The sequence below is a fragment of the Tepidibacillus infernus genome, from assembly GCF_048898065.1.
GTDB classification, from domain to species: Bacteria; Bacillota; Bacilli; order Tepidibacillales; family Tepidibacillaceae; genus Tepidibacillus_B; species Tepidibacillus_B infernus.
The window spans coordinates 1132519-1153893 of record NZ_JBLWFI010000001.1 but is presented as its reverse complement, the minus strand read 5'-3'; the positions used below and the strand labels follow the sequence as shown (position 1 = coordinate 1153893).

Sequence of the window (21375 nt, the reverse complement as noted above, 5' to 3'; positions counted from 1 at the left end):
AATAGATGCAGCCACGCCTTATTTTTTGGGAATTAACTGAAGGGTGTAATCTAAAATGTGTTCATTGTCGCGCGACGGCTCAACCAAATCGAAATAAAGAAGAATTGTCGACCGAAGAAGCTTATCAGGTAATTGATCAAATCGCTTCCTTAGGGGATCCGATCCTTATCTTGACAGGTGGGGAACCGCTTTATCGACCTGATTTTTATGAGATTGCAAGTTATGCTTTACAAAAAGGTTTAAAAGTGGCTCTTGCCACTAATGGAACATTGATTGACCAATATCATGCCCGCAAAATAAAAGAAATAGGAATTAAACGGGTTTCGATTAGTATCGATGGAGCAAATAAAGAAACTCATGATGGATTTCGTGGAATTCCTGGTGCCTTTGACCAAGCGTTAGAAGGAGCCAAATTTTTACAAGATGCTGGGGTAGACGTGCAATTTAACACAACCATTAGCAAGCATAATGTAGATCAAATCGAAGAATTACTTCAGTTAGCAGTAGATAAAAAAGCAGTAGCTCTTCATCTGTTTATGCTTGTGCCTGTAGGATGTGGTATTCAAATTGCTGAGAACCAAATGCTTCCTTCAGAACAATACGAGGAGGTTTTAGCTTGGTTTTCTGAACAGTCTCGTGAAGCTCCGTTAGAAATAAAAGCGACCTGCGCTCCTCACTATTATCGGATTATCAGGCAAAAGGCAAAAGAAAGAGGAGAGAAAGTCACCTTTCAAACTCATGGAATGGCAGCAATGACAAAGGGATGTTTAGCTGGGACAGGAGTGTTCTTTATTTCTCATAAAGGAAAGGTTCAACCATGTGGTTATCTTCCAGTAGAAGCTGGAGATGTAAAAAAACAGACGCTAAAGGAGATTTGGAATGAGTCTCCTGTTTTCTTGAAACTTCGTGATCAAGAGAGTCTAGAAGGGAAATGTAGTGTATGTGAATACATCAATGTTTGTTCAGGGTGTCGGGCTAGAGCCTTCTATGAAACCGGCAATTATATGGCGGAAGAGCCTTACTGTATCTATCAACCAGCCAGAGATTAATATAGCTCACAAAAGTGACGCCTTCCTTTGAAGCATACTCCGATTACTTTTGTGGGATTCCAATAAATATTGAAAGAAAGTTTACTTTCTACCTTTTAAAAAAGTGGGAACCATGTATTTCTAACATGGGATTCCCACTTTTTAATGTATCCATTAATATCTATTTTTTGACTTTATATTTAAGATGAGAATATAAAGAAAATAGACAGAGGTATAATTTTCCTCACGTTGTAAAAAACTATTCCTAGCTTAAAATCCTGAAGGTGATAGATCATGAATGAGGATAATTTTACCATTACGATTGACGATCAAGAATTCGAAGTGAAACCTGGTCAAACGATTTTAGAAGTAGCTAGAGCTCATGATTATTATATTCCTAGTATCTGCCATCACCCTAATTTGCGAGAGATAGGGACTTGTGACACCTGTCTAGTTAATGTAGATGGGGAACTCGTTCGTTCTTGTAAAACACCAGCAAAATTAGGGATGAAAGTAGATACCCATTCAGAACTTGTAAAGGCGTCTCAACTAGAGGCCATGTCTAGAATTTTAAAAAATCATGAACTTTATTGTACTGTATGCGATAACAATAACGGAAATTGTGAAGTACATAATACTGCTGAATATTTAGAGATTGAACATCAAAAATATGAATTTCGTCCAAAGCCATACCCACCAGATAACTCTCATCCCTTTTATCGCTACGAACCAGATCAATGTATTCTTTGTGGTAGGTGTGTAGAGGCTTGCCAAGATCTTCAAGTGAATGAAACATTGACTATCGATTGGAGCCGGAAGATCCCAAGAGTCATTTGGGATGAGGATGTTCCGATTGACCAATCTTCTTGTGTTTCTTGTGGACATTGTGTCACGGTTTGTCCATGTAATGCGCTAATGGAAAAATCCATGCTAGGTGAAGCAGGATACCTTACTGGAATTCACAAAGATATATTAGAACCAATGATAGATATTACAAAAGAAGTTGAACCAGGCTATCAAGAGATTTTTGCGATTTCTGAAATGGAATCAGCTATGCGTGAAACTAGGATCAAACGGACAAAAACCGTATGTACATATTGTGGGGTTGGCTGTAGTTTTGAAATCTGGACAAAAGGACGCAAAATTCTCAAAGTAGAACCGCATGTAGATGGTCCTGTTAACGGGATTTCTACTTGTGTTAAAGGAAAATTTGGCTGGGATTTTGTCAACAGTGAAGAAAGACTAACAAAACCATTGATCCGAGAGGGAGATCATTTTAGAGAAGCCACATGGGATGAAGCTTTAACCCTAGTTGCAACAACATTTAGAGAGATCAAAGAAAAAAGTGGAGCAGATTCTTTGGCGTTTATCTCCTCATCAAAATGTAGTAATGAAGAGAATTATCTTTTCCAGAAATTCGCTCGATCTATAATCGGTACAAACAATGTAGATAATTGTTCAAGATATTGTCAGACACCTGCAACTACTGGTTTATTCCGTACGGTGGGATATGGCGGCGATTCTGGAACGATCCATGATATTGCTGAGAGTGACATGATCTTAATTATCGGTGCTAATCCCGCAGAATCTCACCCTGTTTTAGCTACACGAATCAAGCGAGCACACAAACTTCATGGCCAAAAGTTAGCAGTGATTGACTTACGGAAAAATGAAATGGCTCAAAGAGCAGACATTCATCTTCATCCAAATCCTGCCACAGATTTAGTGTTACTTTCAGCGATCACAAAATATTTGATTGACCAGGGCTGGGAAGATAAGGATTTCATCAACAACCGTGTGAATGGATATGAAGAATATAAAGCATCCTTAAAGAAATTTACTCTTGAATATGCTGAAGAAATCACAGGAATCTCAAAAGAAGAAATCCTTAAGCTTGCTAACATGATTCATGAAGTGAAAAGCATGTGCATATTATGGGCGATGGGAGTTACTCAACACATGGGAGCTTCAGATACCAGTACGGCCATTTCCAATCTATTGTTAGTAACAGGAAATTATGGCCGACCGGGGACAGGAGCGTATCCATTAAGAGGACATAATAACGTCCAAGGAGCTTCTGATTTTGGTACAATGCCTACTTTTCTTCCTGGATATGAGCCTGTAGAAAATGAACAGGTTCGAGCTCGCTATGAACAAGCATGGGGAGTTAAGCTTCCTAAAAAACCAGGTTATGATAACCATCAAATGGTTGAAGGGATAGAAAAGGGCGAAATTAAAGCGATGTACCTGTTTGGAGAAGAAATGGGACTTGTTGATTCCAATGTGAATTATGTTCAAGGAAACTTTGAGAAGCTAGAATTCTTTGTCGTACAAGATATCTTTTTCTCAAAAACAGCTCAATTTGCGGACGTGGTACTTCCAGCCTCCCCAAGTTTAGAAAAAGAAGGAACCTTCACAAATACCGAGCGTCGGATTCAACGCTTTTATCAAGTATTTGATCCATTAGGAGATAGCAAACCTGACTGGTTGATCTTCCAAGAGTTGGCTAATAAGATGGGTGCCAATTGGCGTTATGATCATCCTTCTGAGATTATGGCGGAAGCGGCTAGTTTAGCCTCATTATTTGCAGGAGTTTCTTACGATCGATTAGAGGGGTGGAATAGCCAACTCTGGCCAGTTAAACCAGATGGAACAAGTTCATTACGACTATTTGAGGAACGTTTTCCATTTAAGGATGGGAAAGCAAGATTCTTCCCGGTTGATTGGACACCACCTTTTAAACCAGGTAAAGGATTTGATTTACATCTGAATAACGGTCGTTTACTTGAACATTTTCACGAAGGAAATATGACCTATAAATCAGAGGGAATTACGCACAAAGTACCGGAACCATGGCTTGAAGTTTCCCCAGAACTAGCGAAGGAACGTGGGCTTAAGGATGGTACCTTGGTTCGTCTAACTTCCCCATATGGAAAAGTGGAAGTGAGAACACACATCACTGAACGAGTCAAAGGAAAAGAACTCTACTTAACGATGAACTCAACAAAAGATAATTCCTCGGTGAACCATTTAACAAGTAGTTATCATGATAAGGTTACCCATACTCCTGCTTACAAGGAGATGGATGTAAAGATGGAAATCTTAGAAAAAGATGGAGAACCACCATTACCACGCGTGAATCACCGTTTTGGTCATCGTGTTCCTCAAATTGGGGTAAATGTAGAGGAAAAATGGAAGCGTTCAGATTATATCCCAATTCCTGAAATGTTAACGAATGGAGGGGATCAAAATGGCCCAAGCGATTACACGTATTAACAAGAAAGTTCCTAACAAGGCAGAAGAACGTGAACAATCCATTCAACAAATCCTTGAAAAAGTAGCGGAAAATCGAGAAACGATTTTTATTGCCTTAGATGTATTTAAAGGAATGAGCGATGCAGGGTTGCTTCAAATCGCTGATGGGATATTGAAAAATCGGCAAAAGGTAGGAAAAATTGCCATTACACAAATGAATCAACCAGGTGTTCACCATTTGGTTAAAAATATCATACAAGGATTAAAATTCCTAGGGAGTCTTGACCCAGGGCAGGTAGAAACACTGTTAAACGGATTAAAGGGGTTAGCTAGAGGGCTTGAACGAGGGATGAATGAAGCTGGTGACGAAAAGGCACCAAGTTTATGGACGATGTTAAAAGATGCAAGGGATCCTGAAATTCGAGCATCACTTAATTTATTTATGAACTTCTTAAAAGGTATGGGTGAAGAATTGCAATCTGACGCCAATCCTGTGCATTAGGCAAAAGGAGGGTTAACCATGTTAACTGAAAATATCGCTGTTCAAGGAATCAATACAAAAGTTGATGCAGATCGAGTGAAAGAGGTATTGCAAGATGTTTGGGGAGTAAGAGAAGTGGTTATCAATGAAAAAAACGGAAATGCGCTGATTAGCTATGATGAGCATGCCGCTTCTATTACTGATTTCAAACAAGCAATACTTGATGCAGGATACAATCTAATGCTTAAAAAGGGTAAGGTAGAAACAGATAAAATGGATGATCAGATAAACCTACAAGAGGATAAGAATGACTAAGATTTGTGAAATATGTGGAACGATCGATGGCACCACCCTCGATCAATTCCAGGAAAATTCATCAAGGAGTTATATAAAAGTGGTTTGTAAGGGAGGAATGAAATTTGGATTATAATTATCACAATCCCCAACGAATTGCAAAATTCACAGTAGAACAAGGGGTGAAAAAAGCAAAACTTCCTTTATCCAATATGTTGGTATTAGGCTTTCTTGCAGGAGCCTTTATCGCTATGGGTTTTCTATTAGATGTTCGTGTCGTTGCTAATTTACCAAAGGATTGGGGAACGTTCGGCTCTTTTTTGGGAGCTGCAGTTTTCCCAGTTGGTCTTATTTTTGTATTGATTGCAGGAGGAGAATTGCTGACAGGCAATATGATGGCAGTCTCTATCGCTTGGTATTCCAAAATAATAACAAGTTTTCAGCTCGTTCGCAAATGGTTTTGGATCACGATCAGTAATTTTGTTCCTGTCTATCTTGGTAATGCCGTTGAAGGTTGTTTTGCTGTTGCTAGTGCTTATTGGTTTACTTATATTCGTGAAGATGAAATGGATGAAAATAACAAGTGATCATGATCGAACATCCATTATCAGTGAAGAAAAATATTATTCAATATCACGAACAGCAATGGCAAGAAGTGGAGGATGAAATTGCTTATGAAATGCCTCTGACGATTTTTCTAAATGGGGAAGAGTTTGCTACGATTATTTGCTCTCCTTCTCATTTAGAAGAGATGATAATTGGTTTTTTAGCCTCGGAAGGTGTGATTCGTTTTATCGAAGAGGTCATCTCCATCACGATCATCGAATCGAAAGGGTTTGCATATGTAGAGATCAAAAACAAGCCAAAATTTTCTCCGCATGATTATATCAAGCGATTTATCGGCTCTTGTTGTGGGAAAAGTAGGAACTTTTACTTTGAAAATGATGTAAAAACAGCAAAGACAATCAATTCGAATTTAAAGATTACCATTGAAGATAGTATTCAAATGATGAATCACTTACATGAAAGTTCAACCATTTTCAAAGAAACAGGTGGAGTACATAATGCTGCTTTGTGTAGCTTAGATGGAGAGATGATTTTCCGTACAGATATTGGAAGACATAATGCATTAGATAAGCTTTACGGCTATTCAATCAAAAATGGGATAAACTTAGGAAATAAATTGATTGCTTTTAGTGGTCGTATTTCTTCAGAGGTGTTGATCAAGGTTTCAAAAATAGGTGTAGGAATTCTTCTTTCAAAGGCAGCCCCTACGCATCTTGCATTACAGTTAGCTGAAGAATTGAATATTACGACCATTGGTTTTATTCGAGGAGACCATCTAAACATTTATACTCATCCAGAACGAGTTTTAACTAACCCACAAAAGTGAAAGAAGAATCCATTTTTCTTCAACTTATCATTGAAGTTTGTATATTCCATAAGCAGCGACTTTTGGGAGTGTATTTCTTACCTTATGTTTTATTCCAAGAAATGCACGGACAACGGAGCGCATTGGAATATACAAACTTTTTTTCATTGTTTTATCACAATTTTAACTGAAAAATGTTCAAGATTTTGTAGTATTCTATTATGAGTGGTTCCAATCTGAGGAGTTGATTTGCGTTGTCTCATACTCATCATGTGGTTGAAACGAAGACAAGAGGAATTAATATTGCGTTTTGGTTGACATCTATTTTATTTATTGCTGAGATCATTGGTGGGTTGATCACGAACAGTTTAGCTATTCTCAGCGATGCATGGCATTTGCTTAGTGACATTCTTGCTTTAGGAGTAAGTTGGTTTGCACTTCGCCAAACAAGAAGGCCAGCTAATAAACGTTTAACCTTTGGCTATCATCGCGTAGGAATATTTGCAGCTTTCTTTAATAATGTTACATTAATTGGAATTTCATTTTATATTTATTATAAAGCGATTACCCGTATTTTTACACCGGAACCCGTTGGATCATTGGGAATGATCTATCTTGCTTTGCTTGGAGTCCTAGTAACAGGGACGATTGTTTTATTTTTAAAAAAAGAAAAACAAAACTTAAATGTAAAAAGTGCAGTATTGCATTTTGTTGGTGATGTCTTTTCCTATGCAGGAGTCATTATTGGCGGAGTATTATTACATTTCACTGGATGGCTTTGGATTGACCCTATGATAAGTATAATATTTGCAAGTGTCATTTTACGAGGGGCTTTTCGTATGTTAAGGGAATCCATTCGTATCCTTTTAGAAGCCGTTCCAGAAGGGCTAAATGTGGATATGATCAAGGAGGTAATGGAACAAGTACCAGGGGTTCATGCTGTTCATGATATTCATGTTTGGGGGATTTCAGCAGAAGAAGTGATGTTAACAGCCCATGTGGTGGTGAAAAATCAACCCGTTTCAGAAGGGCATGATCTTTTACATGATGTAAAAAAAGCATTATATGAACATTTTCATATTTGGCATTCTGTTTTGCAATTAGAGACGATTCAATATCAAGAAACAGATCAAGCTCAGAAAAAATTTGATCCCAATTTATCGGCTGATCCACAAATGGGAATTAATATGGTGTTGATGAAGAAAAATTAGGTCTTTTGACTTATTTTTTTTAACAAAAACCAAAAACAAGGTATAAAGTATTATTTTTTAAAAAAGTCCTGTAAATTAGCAGGATTTTTTTTTTATTTAAAGAATAACAAAATGAAAGTGGTGGATTGTGGTGTAAAGTGGATGATAATGGAGGGAAAATGGGGTGACTTGGCATGTTTATGGGTGAATTTCAACATAATATTGATGATAAAGGCCGAGTCATTATTCCTGCCAAATTTCGTGATGAATTAGGATCTACCTTTGTGATTACAAGAGGATTAGATAAATCCTTGTTTGTTTATACACAATCTGAATGGCAGCAAGTCGAACAAAAATTAAAATCGTTACCTTTTACTAGAGCTGATGCAAGAAAGTTTACTAGATTCTTTTTTTCCGGTGCTGTTGAATGTGAAGTTGATAAACAGGGAAGAGTAAGCTTACCTCCCAATTTAAGGGAATATGCAGAACTGATAAAAGAATGTGTATTTATTGGTGTTTCTAATCGAGTAGAGATATGGAGTAAAGAATTATGGGAAAGCTATTATCAAGAATCAGAAGAGTCCTTTAATGAAATTGCAGAAAAGATTGTTGACTTTGACTTGTAATATTGGAGGCTATCTACATGTTTAAGCATACAACAGTACTATTATATGAGGCGGTAGATGGGTTAGATATTAAAGAAAATGGGATCTATGTGGATTGTACCCTAGGAGGTGCAGGGCACTCTATTTTAATTGCCTCTAAATTAGGTGAAGAAGGTAAATTGTTTAGCTTAGATCAAGATGATCATGCGCTTGAAGCGGCGAAAGATCGATTGCAAAAATATGGAGATCAAGTAACCCTGATCAAAACCAACTTTCGATTACTTAAACAGGTTTTAAATGAAAGAGGAATTTATGAGATAGATGGTGTGTTATTTGATTTAGGGGTTTCATCTCCACAATTGGATGAAGGAGAAAGAGGATTTAGTTACCATTATGATGCCCCGTTAGATATGCGGATGGATCAAACACAGGAGTTAACAGCAGAAATCATTGTTAATACCTGGCCTGAACAAGACTTAACGCGAATCATCTATCAATATGGCGAAGAAAAATTTTCACGCCAGATTGCAAAAAAAATTGTGCAACATCGTTCAGAAAAACAAATCAAAACGACGGGAGAGTTAGTAGAGTTAATTAAAGAAGCGATTCCAGCTCCTGCTCGCAGATCAGGCCCACATCCAGCAAGACGGACTTTCCAAGCGATTCGCATTGCTGTGAATGATGAGTTAAATGCTTTTGAACAGGCATTAAAGGATGCCATAGAAATGCTTAGACCTCAAGGAAGGGCTAGTGTGATTACCTTTCATTCCTTGGAAGACCGTATATGTAAAAAAGTATTTTCAGATTTTGCACAAGGTTGTATTTGCCCGCCTGACTTCCCAGTATGCACGTGTGGACAACAACCTGAAGTAAAGATCATTACCAAAAAACCGATTATACCAACGGAACAAGAAATAGCTGATAATCAAAGGGCACGTTCAGCAAAATTAAGAATAGCTGAAAAACTATAGGGGGAAAACTTCATGGCGATTTATACAAATGGCAACTTAGCTTATCAAACACAACAAAAATCACTTCCACATCAACAAAGAATTCGTAAGGTTAATAAAAAAAGCCTTCCTGTTAAGGAAAAATTATTCTATTTACTGACGGTTCTATTTGTTGTTATTTTAGCAGGTTTTATCATTTCCGGTTATGCCCAAATTTCTGAATATAACTATTCGATTCAAAACCTAGAAAAATCGATTGCTAAAACCAATGAGGAGAATGATACTTTGCAACTAAAAATCGCTGAATTAAGTGCCCCAGAACGTATTATTAAGATTGCTCAAGAAGAACTTGGTATGGCATTAAATGAAGAGCAAGTCATTATATTATCGAAAACACTAAATTGAAGTAACTTTTAGGTGAAGAGGATGAAGACAAAACAATTGATCAATAGAAGAGCAATTTTTGCAGGGATTGGGATAACCTTTCTCTTTTTTGTCTTGATTTCAAGATCGTTTTATATTCAGTCAGTGGAAGCCACAATGTTAAAAGAGAAGGCTAAAAACATTTGGAATCGAAATACAACAATTGAACCTAAAAGAGGTACGATTTTTGATCGGAATGAAGACCGATTAGCTTACAATGCACCTGCTTACACGGTAGTTGCTATACTTTCAAATGAATATAAGAATCATGTAACAGACCCTTTGAATACTGCTTTAAAATTATCGTCTATTCTTAAAATGGAACAAAACGACCTTTACACATTATTAACGAAGCAAGCTTTTCAAGTGGAACTTAGACCAGGTGGTTGGAAAATAGATAAAGATACTGCTGATAAAATTAAGGCCTTAAATTTACCAGGAATTATTTTAAAAGAAGAAACGAAAAGGTATTATCCTAACAATTCTTTGGCTGCATATGTTCTTGGATTCATCAATTATGATAATAAAGCCATCATGGGTTTAGAGAGTCAATATGATCAACAGCTACGGGGAGAACCCGGACAGTTAAAGGTAATGAAAGATCTAAAAGGGTACGAATTACCAGATGGTGAAGAACTTTTTCAACCTGTAAAGGATGGCCAAGATTTAAAACTAACGATCGACAAAACGATCCAGCAATATGTAGAAAGTGCATTAGATAAAGCAGAAACAATGTATAACCCTAAAAGGATGGTTGCAATTGTTGCTGATCCCCACACTGGTGAAATCTTGGCTATGTCTAATCGCCCTACCTTTAATCCGAATCAGTATTGGAATATTGAAAATTACAGCAACAACGCGATCAACTTCCAATTTGAGCCAGGTTCTACCTTCAAAATCGTCACCCTTGCTGCGGCGATTGAGGAAGGAAAATTTAACCCCAACGAAACCTATCAATCTGGTAGAATTCAGGTGCCTGGAAAGGTGATTAGGGACCATAATGGAGGACGTGGATGGGGTACGATTAGCTTTCTTGAAGGGGTACAGCGCTCAAGCAACGTAGCTTTTGTTCACTTAGGCTATGAAAGATTAGGCAAAGAGAAATTATTTTCTTATATCAATGACTTTGGTTTTGGTCAAAAAACAGGCATTGATCTCCCAAATGAATCGGTAGGAATTATGAAAGATGTAAAACAAGCTTACCCTCTAGATGTAGCGGCGATGTCTTTTGGACAAGGAGTTGCCGTCACCCCCATTCAACAAGTGATGGCTGTTTCCGCAGTTGCCAATGGGGGAAAGTTGATGCAACCTTATTTAGTTAAGGAAATAAGCGACCCTAAAACACATAAAGTTATTGTGAAAAATGAACCCATTGTTAAAAAGAGAGTTATATCTGAAGAAACCGCTAAAAAGACACGTGAGGTATTAGAAAAGGTAGTAGACTTCGGAGAAAAGCCAGGTTATATAGAAGGTTACCATGTTGCAGGTAAAACAGGTACAGCACAAAAGATAGGCCCTGATGGTAAATACTTAAAAAATAAAAATATCGTTTCCTTTATTGGTTTTGCCCCTGCAAATGATCCCAAACTGATTGTTTATGTCGCTGTGGATGAACCAGACTTAGAAATTCCATATTATGGTAGTACTGTAGCAGCACCAATTTTTAAAGAAATCATGCAAAATAGCTTAAGATACCTAAAAGTGCCGATTGATAGCAACGAAAGTATACAAAAGCAAAAAGCAGAAATAGTTAAAATTCCTGATTTTATCAATCAGCCATTGGTGAACGCCAAAAATAGTTTAATAGAGAAGCAGATATTGCCTATCGTGATTGGCAATGGGAAAAAAGTGTTACAACAATTTCCTGAGAAAGATACAGAAATGGCTAAAGGTGAAAGAGCATACTTAATTACTGTTCCTAAAGGTGAATGGAAAGTTCCTCATTTTATTGGAAAATCATTAAGAGAAGTATTAGAGATTAGTTCTATTTTAGATATCAACATACAAATTAAGGGTAGTGGTATCGTTATAAGTCAAAGTTTATCACCTGATACTCCCTATCAAGGACAAAAAATTGAAGTAGAATTAATAGATCCTTCGCTCCTTCAATAGCTTGTTCTATTGATTTCAAACTCTGAATAAAGTTGATATAGAAAGAGTTTGAAAAGGGGGACAAAAGGTGAGACGCGTTTCTCAAGTCACAGTAAGAAAACGGATCTGGCTTTCCTTAATCATTGGAACCTTTCTGTTTATTTCTCTTATTGGCAGATTGGGATATATTCAACTTGTTCAAGGGAAATGGTTAGCTGAACAAGCAGAGGAGCTTTTTAAAAGAGATATACCAGTTGAAGCAAAAAGGGGAAAAATCTACGATCGCAACGGAGAAATTTTAGCTTACAATATCAGTGCACCAACAGTAGTTGCCATTCCTGTCCAAGTTAGAGAACCACAGAAGGCAGCTAGAGAATTAGCTAATATCTTACATATGAGTGAAGAAAAAATATATAAACTGATTACACAAAGAACATTGATCGTCAAAGTGGCTCGAAAAATTTCCGAAGAAGATGCCAAAAAAATCAAAGCATTAAGATTGCCTGGCATTGCAATTGCTGAAGAAAGCAGACGCTTTTATCCTGAAAAAGATTTTGCTTCCCATATCTTAGGTTTTGTCGGGATTGATAACCAAGGTTTGGCTGGAATTGAAGTGGTGTACGACGATTTGTTAACGGGAAAAGATGGGGCCATTTCCTTTCCATCAGATGTTACTGGCAGAAGAATGCCTAATCAAAGTGATTCTTTCACTCCACCAAAGGATGGGAATAATCTAATCTTAACCATTGATAAAAATATCCAATCTTATATTGAAAGAGAACTAGATCAAGCAATGCTTACCTATCAAGCAGAGCATGCCATAGCGATTGCAATGGATCCCAATACGGGAGAAATCCTTGGGATGGCTAGTCGGCCAAATTATGATCCTACTAACTTTGCAGATTATCCAAGCGAAATCTATAATCGTAATCTTCCGATCTGGATGGCCTATGAACCAGGTTCTACCTTTAAAATTATCACACTTGCTGCTGCCCTTGAGGAAGATAAAATAGACTTAACTGATCAGTTTTTTGACCCAGGTTATATAAATGTAGCAGGTACAGATCTCCATTGTTGGAAAAGCGGAGGACACGGTTCAGAGACTTTTTTACAAGTTGTTGAAAATTCCTGTAATCCAGGTTTTGTGGTGATGGGGCAAAAGTTAGGAACAGAGAAATTATTTTCTTATATTAAATCCTTTGGTTTTGGTGCTAAGACCGGAATTGATTTGAGGGGTGAACAAAAAGGAATCTTGTTTGATATGAATCGAATTGGTCCTGTGGAATTAGCAACCACTTCCTTTGGGCAGGGGGTTTCGGTTACTCCGATTCAGCAGGTTGCAGCTGTTTCAGCAGCAATCAATGGAGGAAAACTCTTAACGCCACATTTACTTAAAGAAGTCCATGACCCTGTAACAGATGAAGTGCTTTTGATCAATAGTCCAGAAGTAAAGCGACAGGTCATCTCACCTGAAACTTCAAAAAAGGTAAGAGAAACCCTTGAAAGTGTTGTAGCAAATGGTACTGGTAGAAACGCCTATATCGATGGTTATCGAGTGGGAGGAAAAACAGGTACGGCTCAAAAAATTGGACCAAATGGTGGGTATTTAGCAAATAACCATATTGTTTCCTTTATTGGATTTGCTCCAGCGGATAAACCAGAAATTGTGATTTATGTTGCCATTGATAACCCACAGGGAATCCAATTTGGTGGTGTTGTTGCTGCCCCTATCGTAAAAAATATTTTAGAAGATAGCCTGCAATATCTAGGGGTTAAGCCAAGAAAGGACCAACTTCCTAGAAAAGATAGATATGGAATCGATACCCCTTATGTGGAGGTACCTGATCTGATTGGTGTAACAAGGAATGATATACGTAATCTATATTATAATTTCAAATTAGAAGCAAAGGGTGATGGAATGAGGGTAGTTCAACAAATTCCAAAACCTGGTGAAAGAGTTGAAAAAGGTTCAACGATTCGAATTTATTTTAGTGACAATCAACAAAAAGGGGATTAAAATAAATCTGATAGAATTGCCAGGAGAAAGTTTGGTAACCTGGCTTTTCTTTTGTTTATATGTTTACTCCGTATCTTTATTTATTGTCTTTTTTAATCTGTTTTTGTCTATAATGGAACTAAGGTTTAGGAGGGACAGAGATTATGAAATTATCTCAAATCATAGCACCTATTTTAACAGCTAAAATGATTGGTAATCCCAATGTTGAAATAAATGGAGTTGAAGTAGATTCAAGAAAGGTAAAAGCGGGTGACTTATTTATTTGCTTGCCTGGTTTTACAGTTGATGGACATGATTTTGCTCAAAAGGCCGTAGAACAAGGAGCTGTGGCAATTCTTTGTGAAAGGCCATTAGATCTTCAAGTTCCCCAAGTCATTGTAAAAGATGCACGCTTTGCCATGGCGATGATTGCGGATCTGTTTTACCAACATCCTTCACAAAAGTTGAAAGTGATCGGTGTAACTGGTACAAATGGAAAAACAACAACAACACATTTAATCGAAAAAATTCTTGCAGATCAAGGCCATCTTTCTGGTTTAATTGGGACGATCAAGATGAAAATTGGTAATGAGATCGTCGAGGCAAAAAATACCACTCCAGATGCTCTTTTATTACAGCAAAGTTTTGCTAAAATGGTGAAGGTGGGATCAGACTACGCTATTATGGAGGTTTCTTCTCATGCGTTAGACATGGGAAGAGTGAGAGGAGTCAATTATCATATTGGTGTTTTTACCAATTTAACTCAAGATCATTTAGATTATCATCTGACCATGGAAAAATATCGTGATGCGAAAGGATTATTATTTTCTCAATTAGGGAATACATTTCATTCGTTACTCGAAGAAAATAAATACGCAGTCTTAAATGCCGATGATCAGGCAAGTGAATATTTTCAACAAGTTACTGCTGCACAAGTCATAACCTATGGAATTGATCATGATGCAGATGTTAAAGCCTTGGATATTCATATTGATGCCCAAGGTACATCCTTTGCAGTAGAAACTTTTAGAGGCAATATTGATATTCAACTAAAAATGATTGGTAAATTTAGTGTTTATAATGCGCTTGCAGCAATGACTGTTGGATTGATCGAAGGAATTTCTCTTGATCAAATAAAGCAAAGTTTAGAACAAATCTCCGGAGTTGACGGTCGTTTTGAGCCAGTGAATGAAGGACAGGATTATACCGTTTTGGTGGATTATGCCCATACTCCTGACAGCTTGGAAAATATTTTAAAGACAGTAAAAGAATTTGCAAAAGGCAAAATTTACTGCGTCTTTGGAGCTGGTGGTGATCGTGATAAAACGAAGCGTCCAATCATGGGAGAGATTGCTGTTAAATATAGTGATATCGCTGTAGTTACATCTGATAACCCTCGGTCAGAAAATCCAGAGCAAATCATCCACGACATCTTAGTTGGAATTGAAAAAACAGGGGTTGATACGAATAAATATATTGTAATCATTGATCGAAAAGAAGCAATCGAATATGCGGTTTCACAAGCAAAGAAAGACGATGTGATTCTCATTGCTGGAAAAGGTCATGAAACCTATCAAATTTTAAAAAATAAAACGATTCATTTTGATGATCGGGAAATAGCAAGAGATGCGATAAGGAGCAAGCGCTCATGAAGTTAACATTAAATGAAATCATCCAATCCGTTTCTGGTCGGCTTTATCAACCTTTTGCTGAAAAGCTAGTGGTAACAGGGGTAAGCACTGATTCGAGAAAAATTACAAAAGGGGATTTATTTGTCCCCTTAATTGGTGAACGATTTGATGGCCATCAATTTATCAAAATGGCAGAGGAGCAAGGTGCAGTGGTAGCCTTGTGGCAATCGTTAAAGACGATTCCTAAAGATGTGAAGATTCCTTTTATTCTTGTTGCCGATACATTGGTTGCCTTGCAAGATTTAGCGAAATATTATCGTAAAAAGATAAATCCCACCATTGTTGCTGTGACTGGAAGTAATGGAAAAACGACGACCAAAGATTTAATTGCTTCTGTTCTTTCTACAACATACACTGTTCACAAAACAAAAGGAAATTTGAATAACCATATTGGTGTACCCTTAACCTTGTTAACGATGCCCGAAGAAACAGAATTGGCTGTGATTGAGATGGGAATGAGCAATAAAGGAGAAATTGCGCTTCTTTCTGAAATTGCTAAGCCCCAGATTGCAGTGATAACAAATATCGGAGAGTCCCATATTGAATTTTTGGGTTCAAGAAAAGCAATTGCTGCAGCTAAATTAGAAGTCATTGAAGGTTTACAAGAAAATGGTACACTTATTTTAAATGGAGATGAGCCTTTACTACGCGACTATTTAGCCAACCAAAATCTTCATTTTCATTTAAAATGGGTAGGAGAAAACAAAGAAAATGATGTTTACCCTGTAAAAGTAAATCTAGATGGAACAAAGGGAATTCAATTTAATAGCCAAGATCAAGTTTCTTATTCTTTACCATTATTAGGTCTACACAATGTGATCAATGCTTTAATGGCGGTTGAAGTGGGGAAGTGTCTTCATATTTCGATTGAGAAGATTCAACAAGGGTTGAAAGATCCTCAGTTGACTAGCATGCGCCTTGAAAAGATGATCGCTAAAAATGGAGCGATCCTTTTGAATGATGTATATAACGCCAGTCCCACTTCAATGAAAGCTAGTTTACAATTACTCTCTACATTTCAAAACGATAAAAAAATAGCGGTATTAGGGGATATGTTAGAATTAGGTGAATATGCGAAAGAATATCACTTGGAAATTGGAAGAGTCTGTGCAGGCTTACAGATTGATTTACTCGTTACAACGGGTAAAGATGGGCGATGGATTGCTGAAGGGGCACAAGAAGCTGGAATGGTTGAAGAACAGGTTCATTATATTAAAGATTTTAACCACTTATCTGAATTTGTATTACAACATTCAAACCCAAAAACCATGATTTTGCTAAAAGCCTCTAGAGGAGTACATTTAGAGAAAGTGGTCGAAAGCTTGGTTTAACCACTCTTACTGAAAAATAAAGGGATGAAAAAGGGGAAAAAACAATTATGGAACTACGAATTATTATTTATACCATCATCGCATCATTTTTGATTGCCACACTACTTGGCCCTTTATTTATTCCGATCTTAAGAAGACTTAAATTTGGACAGTCAATTAGGGAGGAAGGGCCACAATTACATCAAAAAAAAGCTGGAACTCCTACTATGGGTGGCATCATTATTTATTTAGCCCTTATTTTTACAGTTTTAAAATTTTCACCTTTAAACCAGAACTTATTTCTTTTACTTTTAGTAACTTTAGGATTTGGTTTTTTGGGTTTTCTTGATGATTTTATCAAGATCATCAAGAAAAGAAACTTAGGACTAACAGCAAAACAAAAACTTCTTGGACAATTATTCATCTCGGTTCTTTTATCTTATTTTTTACTTAAGCAAGGCCATGATACCACATTGTATATTCCTGGCTTACCTTGGGAAATTCATATGGGATGGCTTTATTTTCCTTTTATTCTCTTTATGGTCATTGGAACCTCAAATGCAGTGAATTTAACTGATGGATTAGATGGTTTACTTGCAGGTAGTAGTGCCATTTCTTTTGGTGCATTTTCAATTATCGCTTTGAGTACTACTCAGTTTGAGGTCGCCATTTTTGGTGCTGCAATGGTAGGGGCAGTTTTAGGCTTTCTTGTAAAAAACGCTCATCCTGCTAAGTTATTTATGGGAGACACTGGCTCATTAGGGATTGGTGGGGCTCTTGCAACGATGGCCATTTTAACGAAGACGGAATTACTTTTGGTCATTATCGGTGGTGTTTATGTATTAGAGGTGCTATCCGTCATCATTCAAGTCATTTCCTTCCAGACGAGAGGAAAACGAGTTTTTCGTATGAGTCCAATCCATCATCATTTTGAGTTGTCCGGTTGGTCTGAATGGAAAGTAGTGATGGTCTTTTGGATAGTTGGATTTATATTTGCAGGATTAGGTATCTATCTAGAGGTGCTACATTAATAGGAGAGATGAAACATGGTCAAGTTTGAGGGGAAAAACGTTGTCGTTTTGGGGCTTGCAAAAAGTGGGACAACGATCGCAAAAATTATACATCAATTAGGGGCAAAAGTGATTGTTAACGATGTGAAACCAGAAGAAAAATGTCCTGAGAAAAAGGAATTGGAGGAATTAGGGATTCAGGTCATTTGTGGTAGACACCCAGATGATTTATTGACGGAGGAAACGGACCTACTTGTAAAAAATCCAGGAATTCCTTATACCATTCCTCTAGTAGAACAGGCAATACTACTAAAAATACCCATTGTAACTGAAGTAGAAATCGCTTATCAACTTTCGAAATCACCAATGATAGGAATTACTGGATCGAATGGAAAGACAACAACAACGACATTGATTGGTGAGATCCTTAAGCAAGCCAAACGGCAACCGATTGTAGCTGGAAATATTGGAACGGTACTTAGTGAACAAGCATTACACGCAACAAGTGATCAAGTGTTAGTCAGCGAATTAAGCTCTTTTCAATTAAAAGGAACGATTTCTTTTCGACCAAACATTGCAGTACTATTAAATCTATATCCTGCCCACTTGGATTATCACCAAACGATAGATGATTATATTGCTTCAAAAGCAAAACTATTCCAAAATCAAACTGAGCAAGATTATGCTGTCATCAATGCTGAATGTGAAAAATGTATGGAACTCCTACCTTCGATTAAGAGCCAAGTTTATCTTATTTCCACAAAAAATCCTGTATCTCAGGGGGCATATTTACAAGATGACAAAATCTATTGGCAGGATGACGACAACCTAGTAGAAGTCATTGACGTGAAAGATGTTTTTATAAAGGGTCATAATTTAGAAAATGCATTAGCTGCAATTACTGCTAGCCGATTATATGGAGCAGATTGGGATTCAATTCGTGAAGTATTACGTCAATTTAAAGGAGTTGAACACCGCTTAGAATTCGTGACAACCACCCTGAAGAAAGTGAGTTATTTTAATGACTCGAAAGCCACCAATCCTCAAGCCACGATTTCGGCGCTAAAATCATTTGATCAAAAAGTGATTTTAATCGCTGGGGGTCTAGATCGAGGAATTGATTTTTATGAACTAATCGAACCTTTTAAACAAAGTGTTAAAGCTTTGATTTCCTTTGGTCAAACAGCAGAAAAATTAAAGCGAGTGGCAGAACTTGCAGGGATACAAATGATTTATACCGTCGATAATGTTACTAATGCTGTGAAATTAGCAGATTCACTCTCCGTAGCTGGCGATACGGTTCTATTATCTCCAGCATGTGCAAGCTGGGACATGTTTACTTCATTTGAAGAACGGGGACGAATTTTTAAAGATGCTGTGCATAGACTTTATAGAGAGTGATACAAGCTTTTTAAACGACGGTAAAGAGGTGTTCCTGTATGATAAAATCAAGATCAAATCCCGATTGGTGGATTGTACTTGCTACCCTTTTATTATTAGGAATTGGAGTGATAATGGTTTATAGTGCAAGTGCGGTTTTAGCCTATCGAGAAATGGGAGATTGGTATTTTTATGCTAAGCGCCAATTGTTTTTTGCTATTTTAGGGATCGTTTCCATGTATTTTATGATGAACATAGACTACTGGGTTTGGAAAAAATGGGCCAAGATTGGTTTGCTGATTGTTTTTTTTCTATTGATTCTCCTTCTCATCCCTGGTGTAGGGATAACAAGAAATGGTGCAACCAGCTGGTTAGGTGTTGGAGCGTTTAGTATTCAACCTTCAGAGTTTACGAAATTAGCAATGATCATTTTTTTGGCAAAACGTCTATCTGAACGCCAGCAAGAAATTATTTATTTTACAAAAGGACTTATGCCACCTTTAGCTATTCTTGGCCTTGCTTTTGCATTGATCATGATGCAACCTGATTTAGGAACAGGGACAGTATTGGTTGGCACTTCGATCTTAATGATTTATACTTCTGGAGCAAGAATAAAACACTTATTAAGTTTAATGATGGTTGGAGTTGCGGGTTTTACAGGTCTTGTTCTAGCAGCTCCTTATCGAATTCAAAGAATTTTAGCCTTTTTAGACCCTTGGCAAGATCCGCGTGGGGCTGGTTATCAGTTGATTCAATCTCTTTACGCGATAGGACCAGGGGGGTTACTAGGACTTGGGTTAGGAATGAGTAGACAAAAACATCTATATGTTCCTGAACCACAGACAGATTTTATTTTTTCAATTCTTGCAGAAGAATTAGGTTTTATTGGCGGGGGACTTGTTCTTATTCTCTTTTTAATTTTACTATGGAGAGGTTTTCGAGTGGCCATTACTGCACCTGACTTATTTGGTAGTTTTTTAGCAGTAGGAATCATTGGGATGGTCATGATCCAAGTGGTGATTAACATCGGAGTTGTCACAGGAATGTTTCCAGTAACTGGAATTACATTACCATTATTAAGCTACGGAGGATCTTCATTAACACTCACGTTAACTGCAATTGGTATTCTATTAAATATTTCGCGGTATTCGCGTTAAATAGGTGATGATATGAGAGTTATTTTATCTGGTGGAGGAACCGGTGGGCATATTTATCCAGCATTGGCGATGGTGAGAGAGATAAAGAAGCATGAGCCAAATGCAGAATTTCTATATATTGGTTCTAAAAATGGCTTAGAAAAAAAAATCGTTCAAAATGCGGAGATTCCTTTTGTTGAAATTGAAATTTCAGGATTTAAAAGAAAATTATCCTTTGAAAATATAAAAACGGCACTTCGGTTTTTAAGAGGGGTTCAAAAATCAAAGAAATATATACAGGAATTTCGTCCTGATCTTGTTATAGGAACTGGTGGCTATGTTTGCGGACCAGTTCTTTATGCAGCAAGTCAAAAAAAAGTACGAACGATCATTCATGAGCAAAATGTGATTCCTGGGCTTACCAACCAATTTTTATCACGTTATGTAGATCTTGTAGCTATCAGTTTTGAAGGGGCAAGAGAGCATTTTAAGAAAGCCAAAAAAATTCGTCTTACAGGGAATCCAAGAGCGACTGAAGTTGTTCATGCGAACAAAGAGAATGGTTTAAAGGCCTTACATCTCTCTGCGGATAAAAAAATCATTTTAGTCTTTGGGGGGAGTAGAGGAGCAAAGGCGATTAACCAAGCATTTCTTGAGATGTTACCTGAATTGCACCAATATCCAGAGTATCACTTTGTTTTTGTTACAGGAGAAATTCATTTTGAGACAATCAATGAGCAATTAAAAATGGTTGATGAACAGTATTTAAGCAATGTGTCTATCTATCCATATTTATACAATATGCCAGAGGTATTGGCAGCAACAGATCTCATTGTGAGTCGTGCAGGTGCTTCTTCTTTAGCAGAAATTACTGCTCTCGGAATTCCTTCGGTTCTTATTCCTTCTCCTTATGTTACGAATAATCATCAAGAGAAGAATGCTAAATGGATGGAAGACCAAGGTGCTGCAAAAATGATTCGAGAAAAAGAGTTGAATGGTGTACATTTACTTTCAACAATTCGCTGGCTAATGGATGATGAGAGAAGGAAGAAATTTTCTCATGCAGCTAAAAAGATTGGGAAACCAGATGCAGCGACGAACCTTTACCAAGAAATGATGACTTTCATGGATCATAAAAATTAGGCGATTGTCACACTATAATG

Annotated in this window: 18 protein-coding genes; all 18 read left to right on the top strand. The window is 37.2% G+C overall.

The annotated features are described in order from the left end of the window. The first annotated feature begins 5 nt into the window (after positions 1–5). The 18 genes from TEPIDINF_RS05875 (at position 6) to murG (ending at position 21355) form a co-directional block, all read left to right on the top strand. The gene (locus TEPIDINF_RS05875) at positions 6–1049 is read left to right on the top strand and encodes a radical SAM/SPASM domain-containing protein (RefSeq protein WP_069798183.1); all 1044 of its coding nucleotides are present in this window, start codon (positions 6–8) and stop codon (positions 1047–1049) included. Between the two features lie 273 nt (positions 1050–1322). Continuing rightward, complete coding sequence (gene fdhF / locus TEPIDINF_RS05870; protein ID WP_421691531.1) at positions 1323–4304, top strand: formate dehydrogenase subunit alpha; 2982 nt, start codon at positions 1323–1325, stop codon at positions 4302–4304. Continuing rightward, positions 4279–4785 (top strand): helical membrane plugin domain-containing protein, encoded by a 507-nt coding sequence (locus tag TEPIDINF_RS05865; protein WP_069798185.1) that lies wholly within the window; start codon positions 4279–4281, stop codon positions 4783–4785. The genes fdhF and TEPIDINF_RS05865 overlap by 26 nt, the downstream gene beginning before the upstream one ends. Positions 4786–4803: 18 nt before the next feature. Further along, positions 4804–5079, top strand: coding sequence for a heavy-metal-associated domain-containing protein (locus TEPIDINF_RS05860; RefSeq protein WP_069798187.1), 276 nt, complete (start codon positions 4804–4806; stop codon positions 5077–5079). 104 nt (positions 5080–5183) lie between these two features. Next, a complete protein-coding gene (locus TEPIDINF_RS05855; RefSeq protein ID WP_421691530.1) occupies positions 5184–5645 on the top strand; it encodes a formate/nitrite transporter family protein in 462 nt (153 codons plus the stop codon). Positions 5646–5647: 2 nt separating this feature from the next. After that, positions 5648–6451 (top strand): formate dehydrogenase accessory sulfurtransferase FdhD, encoded by an 804-nt coding sequence (fdhD, locus tag TEPIDINF_RS05850; RefSeq protein WP_069798263.1) that lies wholly within the window; start codon positions 5648–5650, stop codon positions 6449–6451. A 233-nt stretch (positions 6452–6684) separates the two neighbouring features. Next, on the top strand, positions 6685–7641 hold the full coding sequence (locus TEPIDINF_RS05845) for a cation diffusion facilitator family transporter (RefSeq protein WP_069798189.1): 957 nt from the start codon (positions 6685–6687) through the stop codon (positions 7639–7641). 173 nt (positions 7642–7814) lie between these two features. Further along, positions 7815–8246: a division/cell wall cluster transcriptional repressor MraZ gene (gene mraZ / locus TEPIDINF_RS05840; RefSeq protein WP_068724714.1), complete on the top strand. Its 432-nt coding sequence runs from the start codon at positions 7815–7817 to the stop codon at positions 8244–8246. A gap of 17 nt (positions 8247–8263) precedes the next feature. Continuing rightward, positions 8264–9196 carry a 16S rRNA (cytosine(1402)-N(4))-methyltransferase RsmH gene (gene rsmH, locus TEPIDINF_RS05835; RefSeq protein WP_068724711.1) on the top strand — a complete coding sequence of 311 codons (933 nt, stop codon included), beginning with the start codon at positions 8264–8266 and terminating at the stop codon, positions 9194–9196. A gap of 12 nt (positions 9197–9208) precedes the next feature. Further along, positions 9209–9580 carry a cell division protein FtsL gene (gene ftsL, locus TEPIDINF_RS05830; protein WP_069798191.1) on the top strand — a complete coding sequence of 124 codons (372 nt, stop codon included), beginning with the start codon at positions 9209–9211 and terminating at the stop codon, positions 9578–9580. Positions 9581–9601: 21 nt separating this feature from the next. Next, positions 9602–11710: a penicillin-binding protein gene (locus tag TEPIDINF_RS05825; RefSeq protein ID WP_421691529.1), complete on the top strand. Its 2109-nt coding sequence runs from the start codon at positions 9602–9604 to the stop codon at positions 11708–11710. Between the two features lie 67 nt (positions 11711–11777). Further along, positions 11778–13706 (top strand): stage V sporulation protein D, encoded by a 1929-nt coding sequence (locus tag TEPIDINF_RS05820; protein WP_069798195.1) that lies wholly within the window; start codon positions 11778–11780, stop codon positions 13704–13706. Between the two features lie 143 nt (positions 13707–13849). After that, a complete protein-coding gene (locus TEPIDINF_RS05815; protein ID WP_069798197.1) occupies positions 13850–15337 on the top strand; it encodes a UDP-N-acetylmuramoyl-L-alanyl-D-glutamate--2,6-diaminopimelate ligase in 1488 nt (495 codons plus the stop codon). Beyond that, positions 15334–16707 carry a UDP-N-acetylmuramoyl-tripeptide--D-alanyl-D-alanine ligase gene (locus tag TEPIDINF_RS05810; RefSeq protein ID WP_421691528.1) on the top strand — a complete coding sequence of 458 codons (1374 nt, stop codon included), beginning with the start codon at positions 15334–15336 and terminating at the stop codon, positions 16705–16707. The genes TEPIDINF_RS05815 and TEPIDINF_RS05810 overlap by 4 nt, the downstream gene beginning before the upstream one ends. A 47-nt stretch (positions 16708–16754) precedes the next feature. Further along, a complete protein-coding gene (mraY, locus tag TEPIDINF_RS05805) occupies positions 16755–17717 on the top strand; it encodes a phospho-N-acetylmuramoyl-pentapeptide-transferase (RefSeq protein WP_068724703.1) in 963 nt (320 codons plus the stop codon). A 15-nt stretch (positions 17718–17732) separates the two neighbouring features. Beyond that, entirely contained in the window at positions 17733–19097 is a 1365-nt protein-coding gene (gene murD / locus TEPIDINF_RS05800) for a UDP-N-acetylmuramoyl-L-alanine--D-glutamate ligase (RefSeq protein ID WP_069798201.1), read from the top strand. 38 nt (positions 19098–19135) lie between these two features. Further along, positions 19136–20233 (top strand): stage V sporulation protein E, encoded by a 1098-nt coding sequence (gene spoVE / locus TEPIDINF_RS05795; RefSeq protein ID WP_068724698.1) that lies wholly within the window; start codon positions 19136–19138, stop codon positions 20231–20233. A gap of 12 nt (positions 20234–20245) precedes the next feature. Then, positions 20246–21355: an undecaprenyldiphospho-muramoylpentapeptide beta-N-acetylglucosaminyltransferase gene (gene murG, locus TEPIDINF_RS05790; protein ID WP_421691527.1), complete on the top strand. Its 1110-nt coding sequence runs from the start codon at positions 20246–20248 to the stop codon at positions 21353–21355. Positions 21356–21375: the final 20 nt, after the last annotated feature.